At 59.4% G+C, this 14517-nt stretch carries 12 protein-coding genes; 7 read left to right on the top strand and 5 right to left on the bottom strand.

Annotation, left to right across the window (positions count from 1 at the left end):
- Positions 1-2491 (bottom strand): retention module-containing protein (locus AAEZ06_RS23150; RefSeq protein ID WP_350616421.1); only part of this gene is annotated, 2491 nt, incomplete at its 3' end.
- A gap of 499 nt (positions 2492-2990) precedes the next feature.
- Here AAEZ06_RS23150 and AAEZ06_RS23145 point away from each other — a divergent pair.
- Genes AAEZ06_RS23145 through AAEZ06_RS23135 form a run of 3 tightly spaced genes read left to right on the top strand, consistent with a single transcriptional unit; the run spans position 2991 to position 7899 of the window.
- The gene (locus AAEZ06_RS23145; protein WP_149412137.1) at positions 2991-4349 is read left to right on the top strand and encodes a TolC family outer membrane protein; all 1359 of its coding nucleotides are present in this window, start codon (positions 2991-2993) and stop codon (positions 4347-4349) included.
- A 24-nt stretch (positions 4350-4373) separates the two neighbouring features.
- Entirely contained in the window at positions 4374-6533 is a 2160-nt protein-coding gene (locus AAEZ06_RS23140) for a type I secretion system permease/ATPase (RefSeq protein ID WP_350616418.1), read from the top strand.
- 10 nt (positions 6534-6543) lie between these two features.
- Positions 6544-7899, top strand: coding sequence for an HlyD family type I secretion periplasmic adaptor subunit (locus tag AAEZ06_RS23135; RefSeq protein ID WP_350616416.1), 1356 nt, complete (start codon positions 6544-6546; stop codon positions 7897-7899).
- Positions 7900-8081: 182 nt separating this feature from the next.
- On the opposite strand, the gene AAEZ06_RS23130 is transcribed toward AAEZ06_RS23135, so the two are convergent.
- Positions 8082-8684, bottom strand: coding sequence for a tRNA-uridine aminocarboxypropyltransferase (locus AAEZ06_RS23130; protein WP_350616414.1), 603 nt, complete (start codon positions 8682-8684; stop codon positions 8082-8084).
- Positions 8685-8689: 5 nt separating this feature from the next.
- The gene (locus tag AAEZ06_RS23125) at positions 8690-9583 is read right to left on the bottom strand and encodes a LysR family transcriptional regulator (protein ID WP_149412141.1); all 894 of its coding nucleotides are present in this window, start codon (positions 9581-9583) and stop codon (positions 8690-8692) included.
- Between the two features lie 198 nt (positions 9584-9781).
- Here AAEZ06_RS23125 and speB point away from each other — a divergent pair, with 198 nt between their 5' ends.
- From speB to AAEZ06_RS23110, 3 genes are read left to right on the top strand one after another with little or no spacing between them, the layout of a single operon-like run.
- On the top strand, positions 9782-10732 hold the full coding sequence (speB, locus tag AAEZ06_RS23120; protein WP_350616412.1) for an agmatinase: 951 nt from the start codon (positions 9782-9784) through the stop codon (positions 10730-10732).
- Positions 10733-10743: 11 nt separating this feature from the next.
- Positions 10744-10887 (top strand): hypothetical protein, encoded by a 144-nt coding sequence (locus AAEZ06_RS23115; protein WP_350616410.1) that lies wholly within the window; start codon positions 10744-10746, stop codon positions 10885-10887.
- Between the two features lie 34 nt (positions 10888-10921).
- Positions 10922-12301, top strand: coding sequence for a sodium:solute symporter family protein (locus tag AAEZ06_RS23110; protein ID WP_350616408.1), 1380 nt, complete (start codon positions 10922-10924; stop codon positions 12299-12301).
- Between the two features lie 244 nt (positions 12302-12545).
- Here the strand turns inward: AAEZ06_RS23110 and AAEZ06_RS23105 are convergent, their stop codons facing one another.
- Together AAEZ06_RS23105 and AAEZ06_RS23100 are read right to left on the bottom strand one after the other, a co-directional pair.
- A complete protein-coding gene (locus tag AAEZ06_RS23105) occupies positions 12546-12668 on the bottom strand; it encodes a PA1414 family protein (RefSeq protein ID WP_256666160.1) in 123 nt (40 codons plus the stop codon).
- A 358-nt stretch (positions 12669-13026) separates the two neighbouring features.
- Positions 13027-13863, bottom strand: a complete 837-nt coding sequence (locus tag AAEZ06_RS23100; protein WP_149412144.1) for a CvfB family protein — start codon at positions 13861-13863, stop codon at positions 13027-13029.
- Between the two features lie 322 nt (positions 13864-14185).
- On the opposite strand from AAEZ06_RS23100, the gene AAEZ06_RS23095 reads away from it, so the two are divergent.
- Positions 14186-14365, top strand: a complete 180-nt coding sequence (locus tag AAEZ06_RS23095; RefSeq protein WP_007946007.1) for a PFL_1563 family small protein — start codon at positions 14186-14188, stop codon at positions 14363-14365.
- Positions 14366-14517: the final 152 nt, after the last annotated feature.

Raw genomic sequence — 14517 nt, 5'->3', positions numbered from 1 at the left:
CGGTATTGAGATTGCTGTCATCAACCGCCTTAGGCACGTCATCGACGATGGTAACGTCCAGCGAGCCGGTAGCGGTGTTGGTATCAGAGTCGGCGGCCGTTACAACGAAGGATTCACTGATGCTGTTAGCGCCAGCGCCAGTCGGGTGGCTATCGGTACCGTTGAGGGTGTAGCTGTAGCTGATTACGCCCGTGGTCGCGTTGTAGTCGGTGATGGTCAGGGTGTTGCCATAACCGGTCGGGATCGACTGTGGAAAACCAGCCGCCACCCCGCCGCTGACGACGCTGATGCCGCCCACGGTCAAGGTTTGCAAACCATCCAGCGCGGTGACGGTGAAGGTGCCGCTTTGGGTCAGGGCAGGAGTGTCTGTAGCGCTGCCCAACGGCAGGTTTTTCTCGTAGACAGTGAGTTCGCCGCCGTTCACTTCCAGGCCAGTGAGCACGACCGGGTCGTTGTTGTTATGCACTTGCAAGACGAGATTGGCAGTGCTGGTGTCGCCATCGGCATCGGTCAGTGTGTAGGCGAAGGTTTCGGTGCCGTTACCGCCGCCGTGCAGGGCGATGAAGTCGGTGTCTGCTGGGTTCAGTGTGTAGGTGTAAGTACCGTCGGCGGCCAGTACCAGCGTGCCGTAAGTCCCGGCAAAAGTACCCGCTGTGATAGGCCCGGTGGCCACACGATCAGCGCCTTGCACATCGTTGCTGAGCACGGTGCCGCTGAGGGTTTGCAAGCTTTCAGACGCAGTGCTGAGGTTGCTATCATCAACTGCCTGCGGCACATCATCAACCACACTGATATGCAACGCGCCCGTGGCCGAACTGTCATTGGTATCCGTGGCGACGACGCTGAAGCTCTCGGCCAGGCTGTTGGTACCGCCGCCCGCCGAATGAGCTTCATTGCCGGTCAAGGTGTAGCTGTAGGTGACGACCCCAGTGGCCGCGTTATAGCCGGTGATGGTCAGGGTGTTGCCCAACCCGGTAACGATCGATTGCGGAAAGCCTGCGCTTACGCCACCAGCGACCACGTTGATGCCACCTACATTGAGACTCTGCAGACCATCCACCGCCGACACTGTCAGGTTGCCGGTACGGGTCAGTGCCGTGGCGTCAGGGCTGCTGCCATCGGTCAGGTTTTTTTCGTAGAGGGTCATGTCAGCACCGTTGACGTTGATACCGCCAATCACCACTGGATCGTCGTTGTTGTGCACTTGCAGCACCAGGTTGGCGGTGCTGGTATCGCCATCGGCATCGGTCAGGGTATAGGCAAACGTTTCCGTACCATTGCCGCCGCCGTGCAGGGCAATAAAGTCCGCGTCGCCCGTGTTCAACGTGTAGATGTAGCTGCCATCAGCCTGCAGGACCAGGGTGCCGTACTGCCCGGCAAACGTACCGCCGACGATCGGGCCGCTGGCGACACGGTCGGCGCCTTGCACGTCGTTGCCCAATACATTGCCAGTGAGGATCAATTGGCTTTCCGAAGCGCTGCCTTCGGGGGTGTCGTTGATGGCCCTGGGTACATCATCGATAACCGTGACATCCAGCGAACCTGTGGCCGAGTCGCCGTCGCTGTCAGTGGCGACCACGCTGAACTGTTCGCCCAGGCTGTTGGTACCGCCGCCCGCCGAATGGGCTTCATTGCCGGTCAAGGTATAGCTGTAGCTGATCACCCCGGTGGTGGCGTTATACCCGGTGATACTCAAGGTGTTGCCCAGCCCGGTGGTGATGCTTTGCGGGAAGCCACTGGCCACGCCGCCGCTGACGACACTGATCCCGCCCACCGTCAGGCTCTGCAAGCCATCGAGTGCCGAGACGCTGAAGGTGCCGGTTTGCACCAGCGCCGCCGGATTGCTCGCTGAACCCAAGGCCAGGTTGGCCTCGTTGACGGTCACTTCACCGCCTTCGACCGTCAACCCGCTCAAGGTCACCGGATTATCGGGTGGCAGGACCGGTGGCGGCGCAACCACAGGGGTGTCGTTGCCGGTATCGGGCTCTCCCGCGACCTGGAATAGCGCAAACTCGGGAATCCCACCAAAGCCGGCCGTCGGAAAGCCGATGACCGGTTCCACCCGCCCAGCCACCTCCGTCAGCAGCACAAAGGAATGCCCGCCACCCAAGGCGCCAGAAGCGTTGGTACCAGTGGGGCCGGCAGCGGTGGCTTCGCCGGTTTGGGTCGGGTCGGCGCCGGCGGCAATAGCTTTTTGCAGCTGCTGGACATCGGTCAGCATCGCCTCGGTGGGCGTCACACTGTCGGGCGTGTTGACCTGGGGCGCCTGGCTTGCCAGCAATTGCGGTGACAGGCTCAAGCTGCTGTCGCGCCCAAGGGTCAGTTCATGGCCGTTTTGCAAGTGCACCGCCACCGCGCCAGCAGCGCCGGTCTGCAGTTGCTCGCCAGCGAACAGGCGGTCGCCTTCGGTCAGGGCACGGCGGCTGCCATCCCCCGCGACGGCAAAGACTTCCCCAACGATCTTGCTGACAACACCGATTAGCTTAGCCATGTGCTCTTCTCCATGTCCGACCCAGGTCGGCACATCGGTTACGTGCACAAATGCAGCGGATTCATGAATCACCAGGCTGGCGACTGGAGGGCTCTCGGCATACCGCAAGCAGTGGCACAAAACTGAATCAAATCAAGCTCAGCCAACCCCTACACACCTGCTAAAAAGAGCCATCCAAAAAGGCAGGTGACAAAAAACCGTCACCTTTGAATTCCTTTTTTTCCTCTCAACCTTCACCCGACTACATTTGCGATTGAACTTTCCTTGAGCCCGAAAACGCGCCATAGCGCTTAAAATTCAAGGCCTGTGGTTTGAACAATGTATTGCTTCAAGCCGAACGCATAAGTTTTTTTGTGCATAACCATTATGAGAAATTCTTCTTAGCTTGCCCCGCAAATGTTCTTAGCTGTGTTGTTACAAGCCTGAGACGGTTTGATCATTAAAATTCGTCAAATAAATGGCGACAAGCTAGCAACACTGACAGCGGGAGATGTACCCCATGCGCGTTTTGACCCCACTCTGCAGCGCGATTCTGATCGCCATGGCCTGCGCCAATACCCAAGCCATGTCGCTGACCCAAGCGATCCAAAGCACTCTGGACAGCCATCCTGAACTGAACGCCAGCCGCAACAACCGGCTCTCGGCCGATGAAGATGTGAAAGTGGCCCGGGGCGGTTTTTACCCCAGCCTCGACCTCAACGCTGCCTATGGCCGCGGCTATAGCGACAACAGCACCACACGGGCGCGAGGGAACAACCACAATACGCAAACCGACAACTACACCCAGTCGGAACTGCGCTTGCGGCAAATGCTCTTTGACGGTTTCAACACCTCCAACGAAGTGCAGCGCACGGGCGCCGTGGTCAACTCCAGAGCCTATTACACCCGTGGCACCGCCGAGAGCCTGGCCTTGCGCACCACCGAGGTGTACCTGGAAGTGCTGAAACGGCGGGAGTTGCTGACCCTGGCAAAAAACAACCTGCAGGCGCACCTGCGGGTCAATGACCAGATCGGCCTGCGCACTCAGCGCGGCATCGGCAGCACCGCCGACAGCGATCAATCCACTGCCCGTCGGGCCCTGGCGGAAAACAACTACCAAACGGCGATGGTCGACTTGCAGGACGCCGAGTCGAATTTCTTCAGCGTTGTCGGTCGTCTGCCCGATGAGCTGGAAGGCCCGGCCTCAATCAAGGGAGAACTGCCCGCTGACATGCTCGGCGCAAGGCGAAGCATGCTGGAGAACAACCCCTACCTGAAATCCGCCCAGGCCGATGTGATGGCCGCCGAAAGTCAGTACGAAGTGGCCAAATCGCCGTTCTACCCGCGCTTCGATGCCGAGGCGGCGGTGGGCGCCAACAATAATGTGCAGGGTGATCTCGGCCACGACAATGAATGGCGGGTCGGCGTGGTGATGAACTACAACCTGTTCCGTGGCGGCAGCGACAAGGCACGCCTGGCGTCGGACTCCCACAAGATCAACCAGGCCATGGACATCCGCAACAACGCCCTGCGCATGCTCAACGAAAACCTCTCGCTAGCCTGGCATGCGATGGACAACGCGCGCGTGCAGACCCCCACCGCACGGGAATACGCCGAAACCACCCAACGGGTGCGGATGGCCTATCAGGATCAGTTCGGCCTTGGCCAACGCACCCTGCTCGACCTGTTAGACAGTGAAAACGAGCTGTACAACGCCAACCGACGCTACACCGAAGTGCGCTACACCGAAGAGTTCTCCATGTACCGCGTGCTGGCCAACATAGGCGAGTTGCTGAACAAGGAACGCGTGGTGGTGCCGGCCGAAGCCATTGCCCAGTCGGAAGTCAGAAGCGATGCCCACTTGCCTGAAATGAAGTAGCCCTACGCCCTGGAGCACACCGCCGTGACCCAAATGGAACCGCTGAACACCGGCATCGACCCGCGCCAGAGCTTTGATGACCCGCTGCTCGACGGTCTGCTGATCCTCTGCAAACTGCACGGCTGCACCGTCAGCCGTTCCAGCCTGAGTGCCGGTTTGCCGTTGGCGCAACAGCGCCTGAGCCTGGAGTTGTTGCCACGGGCAGCGGCGCGGGCCAGTTTGCAGGCGCGGTTACTGCGTCGCGAATTGGGAGCGATTTCAGCGTTAAACCTACCGGTCTTGTTGATATTCAAGGACGGCCGTTGCGCCGTCCTCAGACGCTGGAGCGAAGATGGCCAGGCGCTGATTTTACCCAGCGAAGCCGAAGGTGGCGAGCAATGGGTCAGCCGCGAAGAGCTGGCCGAGGCCTACAGCGGCCAGGCCCTGTTCGCCCGCCCCCGTCACGAAATCGAAGACCTGCGCGCGCCTCTGGTGCCTCGGGTTGAAGCCTGGTTTCGCGACACCCTAAAACTGTCCCGCTGGCTCTACAGCGATGCGATTCTCGCCAGTTTCCTGATCAACCTGCTGGGGCTGATGGTGCCGCTGTTCGTCATGCAAACCTACGACCGCGTGGTGCCCAACCAGGCGGTCTCGACCTTGTGGGTGCTGGCCATCGGGTTGTTGATCGGCACCAGTTTTGAGTTGGTGCTGCGGGTGGTACGCGCCCATTTGCTGGACACTGCCGGCAAGAAAACCGACGTAATTCTTTCCGCCACCTTGTTCGAGCGCATCACCGGTATGTCGATGAAGGCCCGACCCGCGACCATCGGCGGCTTCGCCCAGAGCATCCATGACTTCCAGGGCCTGCGGGAATTCCTCACCGCCGTGACCCTTACCAGCCTGATCGACTTGCCCTTCGCCGTACTGATGTTGGTGGTGATTGGCCTGTTGGGTGGCTGGCTGGTGATCATCCCGCTGTGCGCGTTTCCACTGACCATCCTCTTCGCCCTGATCATCCAGACTCGCCTGCGCGATACCGTGCAAAAAAGCCTGGTCCTGGGGGCTGAACGCCAGGCCCTGCTGATCGAAACCCTCGGCGGCCTGGAAACCCTCAAGGCCTGCAGCGCCGAAAGCGAACGCCAGCACCAGTGGGAAAGTACCCACGGCGCGCTCACCCGCCTCGACAGCCACGCGCGCACCCTGTCGGCGCTGGCAACCAACGGCACGCTGTTTATCCAGCAGTTTTCCGGGATGGCAACCATCGTCGCCGGGGTCTACAGCATCATTGCCGGCAACCTCAGCGTCGGTGCGCTGGTGGCGACTTACATGCTCGGCAGCCGGGTATTGGCACCGCTGGGGCAGATCGCCGGGCTGATCACCCGCTACCAACAGGCGCAACTGACCATGCGCAGCACCGACGCGCTGATGTCCTTGCCCCAGGAGCGCGACCCGCACCAGCGCCCGCTGGAGCGCACACAATTGACCGGAGCGCTGGAGGTTAACCAAGTGACCTTCCGCTACGCCGGGCAAAACGCCCCGGCCCTGGCCACTATCAGTTTCAGCCTCAAGGCCGGCGAACGCGTCGGCATCATCGGCCGTAGCGGCTCGGGCAAAAGCACACTCGGGCGACTGGTGATGGGTTTTTATGCGCCCGATGAAGGCCAATTGCTGCTGGACGGCCTCGACCTGCGGCAACTGGATGTGGCCGACCTGCGTCAGCAAGTGGGTTACGTCGCCCATGACCTGCCGCTGCTGGCCGGTAGCTTGCGCGATAACCTGACCCTCGGCGCCCGCTACATCAGCGACGCGCGGATGCTCGAAGTAGCCGAACTGACCGGCGTCAGCGAACTGGCCCGCCAACACCCGCAGGGCTTCGACCGCCCAGTGGGTGAGCGCGGCCAACTGCTTTCCGGCGGCCAGCGCCAGGCGGTGCTGCTGGCGCGGTCGCTGCTACTCGACCCGCCTATCCTGCTGCTGGACGAACCCACCAGCGCCATGGACAACAGCAGCGAAGAACTCCTGCGCCAGCGCCTGGAACACTGGATCAAGGGCAAGACCTTGCTGCTGGTGACCCATCGCACCTCGATGCTCAGCCTGGTGGATCGTCTGATCGTTCTGGACAACGGCCGGATCGTTGCCGATGGCCCGAAAGAAAGCGTCATCGATGCACTGCGCAAGGGCCGTGTCGGCTCGGCGGCGGTCTAGGAGCCCTACCATGTCAGCGTCTACCGATTCACGGGGCTATTTTTCAAGCTTTGGCAAAAGCGCCGAAAGCGAATTCATGCCCGAAGTGGCCGGTGCCTCGCTGCAGGATTCGCCACGAGGCTCGCGCATCACCGTGTGGCTCACCGCCGCCCTGATCATCAGCGCCCTGGTCTGGGCCAATTTCGCCGTGCTCGATGAAGTAACCATGGGCGAAGGCAAGGCCATCCCATCGAGCAAGGTGCAAGTGATCCAGAACCTGGAGGGCGGTATCGTCACGCAGATTTTCGTGCGCGAAGGACAAATGGTCGATAAAGGCGACACCTTGCTGCAACTGGACGACACGCGTTTTCGTTCCAACAAGGGCGAAAGCGAGGTCGACCGTTTTGCGCTGATCGCCCAGGTCGAGCGACTGTCCGCTGAGGCTGAAGGCCGGCCGTTCAAGCTGTCAGACGAAGTGATCGCCAAGGCGCCGCAGGTGGCCGAGGACGAGCGCTCTTTATATGAACAACGCCAGCGACGCCTGAACAGCGAACAACGGACGTTGACCGAACAACTGCGGCAGAAAACCCAGGAACTGGCGGAGTTTCGCTCCAAGCAGGGCCAGTTCAGTTCCAGCCTGGCGTTGCTGCAGCAAGAGATGAACATGTCGGCGCCGCTGGTGGGCACCGGCGCGGTGTCGCCGGTAGAAATCCTGAGGCTCAAACGCAGCGCTGTGGAGATTCGTGGCTCATTGAACGCGACCACCCTGGCGATCCCAAGGGCGGAGTCGGCGATCAATGAGATCAAGAGCAAGATCGACGAATCGGTGCAGGGCTTTCGTTCGGACGCGGCCAAGGAACTCAATGAAAAACGCACCGACCTGTCGAAAATCACCGCCACGAGCATCGCCATCGACGACCGGGTCAGCCGCACCACCGTGGTCTCGCCGGTGCATGGGGTGATCAAGCAATTGAAGGTCAACACCATCGGTGGCGTGGTCCAGCCGGGCAGCGATATGGTGGAAATCGTGCCCCTGGAAGACAACTTGCTGATCGAGGCCAAAGTGCGCCCGCAGGATGTGGCGTTCCTGCATCCGGGACAGAAGGCGATGGTCAAGTTCAGTGCCTACGACTACACCATCTACGGTGGGCTGGCGGCGAAGCTGGAGTTGATCAGCGCCGATACGATTACCGATGACAAGGGCAACAGTTTCTATCTGATCCAGGTACGCACCGATAAAAACCATCTGGGCGGGGATGCCAAACCGCTGCTGATCATTCCGGGGATGGTGGCAACGGTAGACATTATTACCGGGGAGAAGAGTGTGCTGGATTACTTACTCAAGCCAGTGTTGAAGGCACGGACGGAGGCAATGCGCGAACGGTAGACTGGGTGGCTGACAAAGAACTTGTAGCGAGCGGGCTTGTTGTGGCGAGCGGGCTTGCCCGCGTTGGGCTGCGAAGCAGCCCTAAAACCAACAACTGCAGTCTTCCTGACAGATCGCAGTGGCTCTATTGGGGCCGCTACGCGGCCCAACGCGGGCAAGCCCGCTCGCCACAGGTTCAGCACTTACGGCGATGGTTCGCCATGATTTCTCTGAAAAACCTCTTCGCCCATAGCCGCAATCTGCCCTTCGATCAACGCTTCAAACGGCCTTAATAACGGCTCAAATGAGGCCGGAGCTTCCAGCACCTGCAACGCCTGCACAATCGCCTCTACCGTCGACAATGCCCCAGGCCCCGGTGCCTTGCGCAGCCGATAGCGGGAAACAGCGCCCTCGGCCAACGTCACCCGAGGCAGTGCCGCCAGCAGTGGATTGAGGTGCAGCAACTTGCGCGCCTTGCGCCAGGTGCCATCGGGGACCACCAGCAACAACGGTTCGTCGGACGGCGTGTAAGGCTGCAATGGCTGCGCACCCTCAGCGGGAAACAACAACCGCGCCTGATACCCCGGCGGGTTCAACAGCGCCGGTAAATCGTCAAACACCTCCCCCACCACCAACTGCGCATTCTCCAACCCCAACGCCGCCAGCCGCGCCGTATTCAAGGCATGGTTGACCTCACTGGGATGCTGCAATAGCAATACGCGAGTACGGCTGTCGAGGCTGGGGATCAGCGCGCATAAACAATGGCTGGCGGGGCGCATACAGCGTGGGCATTGGGGTCTGGACATGGGAATCAGGCCTGGTTGAGCTGGGCTTTAAGCAAATCGCGGAAAGTCTGGATCAGCGGCTCGCGGCTGCGGCCCCGGCGCATAATCATCGAGAACGGCGCCTGATAACCGAAGGTTGCCGGCAGTAATACCCGCAAGTCGCCCTTGTCGGCCCAGGCCTGGGCATAGTGCTCCGGCAAGTAGCCGATGTAAGCGCCGGACAGCACCAGAATCAACTGTGCCTCCATACTTTCCACAGTGGCGGCGCTGTGCTTGAAGCCGTGGCGCGCCAGTTCCGCCTGGCTCCAGTAACCACGGCCGACCATGCGCTGCTGGGTGATCACCTGTTCGGGAATGCGCCGCTCGTTGAACAACGGATGGCGGGAGCTGCAATACAGCCAGTGCTGTTCGCGATACAGCGGCATATACATCAACCCGCTCATGCGTGTGGAAAAGGCACCGATGGCCAAGTCCAGGCGATTGTCCTGTACGCCCAACTGCAATTCGTAAGGGCTCATCACCGACAGGTGCAAATGCACCGCCGGATGCTCAAGGCTGTAGGCGCCGATCACTTCGGCAAACGGCAGTGCCTTGTCGCTGACGGTGGAGTCCAGCACGCCCAGCTTGAGAGTGCCGCGCAGTTCGCCTTTGAGTGCGGCGGCGTATTGTTCGAAGCCTTCCAGCTCGCCCAACAGGCGCAGGGTTTCCTGGTGGAACAACTCGCCCTTGCTGGTCAGGCTGAAACCGCCTCGGCCACGGTGGCACAGCACCAGACCCAACGCGCCTTCCAGTTGGCTCATGTAAGTGCTGATGGCCGACGTCGACAGGTTGAGTTCGTGCTGGGCGTTGGCAAACCCCTGGTGCCGCACGACGCTGACAAAGATGCGCAAGAGTTTGAGGTCGGGCAAGGCGCTGGCCATGGGTTCTCCGCTTAAGAGCGGACGCAGAGCGTCCAGGGCGGCATTCCCACGTGGAGCGTGAGAATGATCACTGCGCAGTCTACCTCAGGCTTTAGTTTAGAAAAATATGAACTAAGTATTTGCCCACAGCGATTCTTTCCACCCTCGGCATTTCGCAGAATCGGCCTCTAATAAACAAAATAACGATGAGGTAATCCCGTGGACAAGATTTTCCACCAACCACTGGGCGGCAATGAAATGCCGCGCTTCGCCGGCATCGCCACCATGATGCGTCTTCCCCATCTGCAATCGGCCGAAGGCCTGGACGCTGCCTTTATCGGCGTGCCTCTGGACATTGGTACCTCACTGCGTCCCGGCACCCGCTTCGGCCCCCGGGAAATTCGCGCCGAATCGGTGATGATCCGCCCCTACAATATGGCCACCGGTGCCGCGCCGTTTGACTCGCTATCGGTTGCCGACATCGGCGACGTCGCCATCAACACCTTCAACCTGCTGGACGCCGTGCGCATCATCGAAGAAGCCTACGATGAGATCCTTGAGCACAAGGTCATCCCCCTGACCCTGGGCGGCGACCACACCATCACCCTGCCGATCCTGCGAGCGATCCACAAAAAACACGGCAAGGTTGGCTTGGTGCACATCGATGCCCACGCCGACGTCAACGATCATATGTTTGGCGAGAAAATCGCCCACGGCACTACCTTCCGTCGCGCCGTGGAAGAAGGCCTGCTCGATTGCGATCGCGTGGTACAGATCGGCCTGCGGGCCCAGGGCTACACCGCCGAAGACTTCAACTGGAGCCGTAAACAGGGCTTTCGCGTGATCCAGGCCGAGGAATGCTGGCATCACTCCCTCGCACCCTTGATGGCTGAAGTGCGGGAAAAAGTCGGCGGCGGCCCGGTGTACCTCAGCTTTGATATCGACGGCATCGACCCGGCGTGGGCACCTGGCACCGGTACGCCAGAAATTGGCGGGCTGACCACTATCCAGGCCATGGAAATCATCCGTGGCTGCCAGGGCCTAGACCTGGTTGGTTGCGATCTGGTAGAGGTTTCGCCGCCCTACGACACCACCGGCAACACCTCGCTGCTGGGCGCTAACTTGCTGTACGAGATGCTCTGTGTACTGCCCGGCGTGGTCCATCGCTGAGGATCGGCCTGGTGGTGACCCTGGGCCTGGCTTCGGTGGTTCACCTGAGTTTGCTCAGTCTTTTTCCGGAATCGGCCTCTGTTTATGGGCCGAAAAATCCTCGCAGCAAGCGCATGGATGCGTTCGATAAACCGGCGATGCGTCAAGCCGCCTGATAGCCCATAAAAAAGATAATCGGAGACTCTCATCATGGCTTTGGATTTATTCGTCGTACTCATCTACGCCGCCGGCATGCTCGTGCTCGGCTACTATGGCATGCGTCGGGCCAAGACTCACGAAGACTACCTGGTCGCCGGCCGCAACCTCGGCCCGACGCTCTACATGGGCACCATGGCCGCCACCGTGCTGGGCGGTGCGTCCACGGTAGGCACCGTGCGCCTGGGTTATGTCCACGGGATTTCCGGGTTCTGGCTGTGCGCCGCACTGGGCATGGGGATCATCGCGCTGAACCTGTTCCTGGCCAAACCGTTGCTGAAGCTGAAGATCTTTACCGTCACCCAGGTGCTGGAAAAACGCTATAACCCAATGGCCCGCCAGGCCAGCGCGGTGATCATGCTGGCCTACGCGCTAATGATCGGCGTGACTTCGATCCTGGCCATCGGCACCGTGCTGCAAGTGCTGTTCGACCTGCCGTTCTGGATCTCGGTGTTGGTGGGCGGTGGCGTGGTGGTGGTTTACTCGACCATCGGCGGCATGTGGTCGCTGACCCTGACCGACATCGTGCAGTTCGTGATCAAGACCGTCGGCCTGATGTTTATCCTGCTGCCGATCTGCCTGTACCGCGTCGGCGGTTGGGATGAACTGGTGGCCAAGCTGCCGGCATCGAGCTTCAGCTTCACCAGCATCGGCTGGGACACCATCATCACCTACTTCATGATCTACTTCTTCGGCATCCTGATCGGCCAGGACATCTGGCAACGGGTGTTCACTGCTCGTGACGAAAAAGTCGCCAAGTACGCTGGCACCTTCGCTGGCGTCTACTGCATTCTCTACGGCTTGGCCTGTGCGCTGATCGGCATGGCCGCCCATGTGCTGATCCCGGACCTGGACAACGTCAACAACGCCTTTGCCGCAATCGTCAAAGTGTCGTTGCCCGAGGGTATTCGTGGCCTGGTGATCGCCGCCGCATTGGCCGCGATGATGTCCACTGCCAGCGCCGGCTTGCTCGCCGCTTCCACCGTACTGACCGAAGACCTGCTGCCGCGTCTGCGCGGTGGCAAACAGTCGAGCCTGAAGATCAACCGCCTGTTCACAGCACTGACCGGCATCGCCGTATTGGGTATCGCCCTGGTGGTGAACGACGTGATCAGCGCTCTAACCCTGGCCTACAACCTGTTGGTGGGCGGTATGTTGATTCCGTTGATTGGCGCAATCTACTGGAAGCGGGCGACCACCTCGGGTGCCATTACGTCCATGACGCTAGGCTTTGTCACCGCGTTGGTGTTCATGATCAAGGATGGGTTGGATGCCAATACGCCGATCTATTACAGCCTGGGGGTTGGCCTGGTGAGCTTTGTGTTGGTGAGTTTGCTGTCCCGTCGGCCGGAGCCGGTGGCCGAGGCGGCCTGAGTGCTGCCTTTGCCTTGAGGGAAAAGGAGTATGGGAAATTCAAATAACGAAAAAGCTGACGCTTAACACGATGGGAAATATCCGACCAGGAAATCTCCATAATCAGACGAATACACCGTGGGAGGGAGTTTCGGAAGGATTTAGCCCGCGAGCGCGACCTTTAGGGACAGGGAATGGCCCCAAATAACTCACCCGGCAGCGCTCGCCCGATACCAGCAACAATCGTTCGAGCGCTTTTCAGGACTTACCTGCGACGTGGGCGACGCTGCTCATCATCGGTGCGAATTGGCACCGGTTGCAGCGGTGGCTCGATCAAGCCGAGTGCGACGCCGAGGTCGTGCAGCCAGTTTTGCAGTTTATCTTTCATGGTGCCCCCTTTGAGGGTAGTGCCGAGCGGCTGGAATTCTGTAACCGCTTCCTACAGATAGTAGCCCTAAGTCCTACGTAATGCTCGCCTGAAACCACAACGAACTATTACTGAATTGATCACGATTTTGACTGATCGTTCAAGCAATCGCTCGTGTGCCCTGCAGCGGTACCGTCCTGCTCTCTTATTGCAGGTCAATCCACGCATTGAGATTAGCCCCGAGCATGGCTTTGCGCCACATCAACCACGCACGCGTGGGAAAACCAGGCGGGCCAGCCGCGCCCGATAGGAACAGCTGCGTCGGAAGGTGAACACCAAGCGGCCAGCCACGTCCTGCTGCCCGCGCACTCTCGGATGGTCAGCTCAGCTCAATACGATCCGAGTGAATCACAATGTGCCCTTGCTTGTAGAGCGCCCCAATGGCCTTCTTGAAGTTGCCCTTGCTGACACCGAACAAGCTGCTGATCACCGCCGGGTCGCTTTTGTCGCTAACCGGCAAGGTGCCGTTGTTGTCACGCAACTTGGCGAGGATCTTCGAGTTCAGGCTCGAAGCGGCTTCTTCGCCCACCGGCTGCAGGCTCAGGCTGATGTTGCCGTCGGCACGAATCTCCTTGATAAAGCCTTTCTCTTCCTTGCCCGGACGCAGGAACTTGAACACTTCGTTCTTGTGAATCAAACCCCAGTGTTTGTTATTGATGATGGCCTTGAAGCCCATATCGGTCGCTTCGGCTACCAGCAAGTCAACTTCCTGACCGACCTGGTAGTTAGCCGGGGTCTTGTCCAGATAGCGATCAAGGCGAGCGGTGGCGGTGATGCGCTTGGTGTGTTTATCGAGATAGACATGCACGACGCAATATTCACCCGCCGTCATCTGGCGTTTTTCTTCGGAGTACGGCAGCAGCAAGTCTTTGGGCAGGCCCCAATCCAGGAAGACGCCGATACTATTCACTTCAACAACTTTCAGACTGGCAAACTCGCCCACCTGAACTTTCGGTTTTTCCGTGGTGGCAATGAGCTTGTCATCGCTGTCCAGATAAATAAAAACGTTAAGCCAGTCTTCATCTTCACTGGGAATATCTTTGGGGATATACCGATTGGGCAAGAGGATTTCTCCCTCTTGATCACCGTCCAGGTACAAACCAAAGTTAGTGTGTTTAACCACTTGCAAGCTGTTGTAGCGCCCGACTAAAGCCATTTCCAATACCCTCATTGCGTGGGCGGCATTCTACCCGAGTTTGGCGGCGGCGGTGCCGCGTCCAGGCGCGCAACCCCGAAAAATCATGTCCTGAGTGCGGGCGGTCCCGCTCGTCTGATCAACACCCTCGACTTCACCGATGATCCAGGCACGCTTCCTCGAGGGTTCGTAGTTAAAACAGCGAGTTAGGTATTTTTTCAAACGTCAACTTAGCCAATTTCCAACAGCACCGCTTATTTCAGGAGGATATTTACCAAGCAATTGTCAAGCTTTTCATGTACGATGTTTGGCCAAGTTAATTTTCTACAGGTTAGTGGCCGCCATGCGCGTAAAAGCATCCAACAGCAAAGCAAAGCCAGCTCCGGCCGTTGAAACCAGCGAATCGATCAACAACCAAATTGCTGCCTTCCTCAAATCCGGTGGCGAGATCCAGCAGATTGCCAAAGGCGTGAGCGGTCAGACTTTCGGTCCGTCCAAGCAGATTACGCTGGGCAAGAAGTAAGCTTAAAAAAAGCAGCTTGCGCATCACACCTGGTCCCTATGCGCTTTGCCTTCCAAGGCGCTAGGACTAGAGCCCGCAACACCCATCTTGATACACCCCTTGCTTAACTAATCGACGAACGGGCCTCATCGCCAGGCTTTCGCCGGTATGCT

Source organism: Pseudomonas sp. HY7a-MNA-CIBAN-0227 (genome assembly GCF_040310325.1).
In the GTDB taxonomy this organism is placed as follows: Bacteria; Pseudomonadota; Gammaproteobacteria; order Pseudomonadales; family Pseudomonadaceae; genus Aquipseudomonas.
This window is presented reverse-complemented; position numbering and strand designations above follow the sequence as displayed.